Raw genomic sequence first — 1,433 nt, 5'->3', positions numbered from 1 at the left:
GTTGCACTCTCAGCATTCCATCCTTCAGATCTGTATAAGTGGTGCCATTAACTGTTACTGCAGTAATCCCGGATACTGTATCATTCCCCTGAATCGTCAGCACACCATCTGTCAGGGAAGCAGAGAGTGTCGGCTTTTCCGTGTCATAACACTTAATAGAACGATTCTGCTCATACACCTTTCCATCACCATCTGTCACACGCACATACACTGTCTGATTTCCTGTGATCGTGATACTTCCGCTTCCAGTTACATCCTGCCAGCTTCCATCTTTTCCTGCTTTTGCTTCAATCTTTGCTATTGAGAAACCTTCCGGCATATGGCTGGCATCTACCGTAACAGCAATGGTTGTTTCTCCCTGTTTCCAGCCATCCGGTTTCTCAATCGTGATTGCAGGCGTGGTATTCTCAGCTGCATAAGCAGTCTGTGTCTGGAGCAAAGGTGTTGTCAGGCAAAGAAATGTCGTTGCTGCAAGCAGACTCTTTTTTACCCTGTTTTTAGTATTTGTTCTCTTCTTCTGTTTCATTTTTTCCAGATTCATCATCGGCTTTTATTTCCTCCTTCTGTATTTCTACCCTGCCGGGCAACTCATTTTTCATTTTCTTTTTAAAAGCTTCCAATTCCGGAATACTCATATCCATTGCACGGATAATTCTTACAATTTCCAGATTTTCTGCTTCTGTTTTTGCAATCTCCGCAGCCTTGAACCGCTTTAAATCTGCTTCATATCTGGCTTTAGATGCTTCCATTTTTTCCTTGGCTTTCTCATAATCTGCCGTTGCTTTTTCAAGACTTTTCATCTCTTCTCCTTTCCGGGCGGCTGTTATAACGCCCTTTTCCTTACCATCGCCCGAATCCATAGAAATGGCTCTGCCAGTATGGAGAGTTGATGGACGTGTACTGAACCGGATGCCCACAATGGATCATCTGACCATTGCCCACATAGATTCCAATATGCGTTACTGGTTCTCCTGCATCGTAGGTTCCGGTAAAGAAGATCAGATCTCCTGGCTGTGCTTCTGACTGGGATACTGGCGTACAAATGTTGTACAGTCCCTGTGCAGTCAGCCTTCCCGTATTTCTTACCCCGGAATGAACCAGACAGTAGCTGACAAATCCGGAACAATCGAATCCACTTGGGGAATATCCGCCCCACACATACGGTGTTCCAAGATATTTTGCAGCCTCTTCCAGTAAACGTTGCGCTGCTTCACTGGTATATTCATTACCACCAAAGCCTGTCCCTTCTCCTGTTTCCAGATAAAAGATCGGGTTTAACCGCTCTCCATTTTTCAAAAGTTCAATGTGAAGATGGCTTCCTGTAGAATTTCCGGTATTTCCTACAAGACCGATCTCATCACCTTTCGTGACGGATGCACCTGCAGATACACTCCGGCTGCTTAAATGTGCATACCGCAGTTCATAGCCTTTAC

Annotated in this window: 2 protein-coding genes and 1 pseudogene; all 3 read right to left on the bottom strand. The window is 44.9% G+C overall.

The window, feature by feature from the left end; translation table 11 throughout:
* Nucleotides 1-544 (bottom strand): annotated as a pseudogene (locus tag G5B06_RS18505) (hypothetical protein); the annotation flags it as partial.
* The gene (locus G5B06_RS18500; RefSeq protein WP_023922642.1) at nt 498-800 is read right to left on the bottom strand and encodes a DUF4315 family protein; all 303 of its coding nucleotides are present in this window, start codon (nt 798-800) and stop codon (nt 498-500) included. The pseudogene G5B06_RS18505 and the gene G5B06_RS18500, both read right to left, overlap by 47 nt.
* A 40-nt stretch (nt 801-840) precedes the next feature.
* Nucleotides 841-1,433, bottom strand: a 593-nt coding sequence (locus tag G5B06_RS18495; RefSeq protein WP_173772716.1) for a C40 family peptidase, incomplete at its 5' end; no start/stop codon positions are given.

The sequence above is a fragment of the Blautia luti genome (assembly GCF_013304735.1).
Lineage (GTDB): Bacteria > Bacillota > Clostridia > Lachnospirales > Lachnospiraceae > Blautia_A.
This window is presented reverse-complemented; position numbering and strand designations above follow the sequence as displayed.

Coding starts and splice junctions, on each gene's coding strand:
- G5B06_RS18500 (WP_023922642.1), bottom strand. CDS start 800: ATGAAAAGTCTTGAAAAAGCAACGGCAGATTATGAGAAAGCCAAGGAA.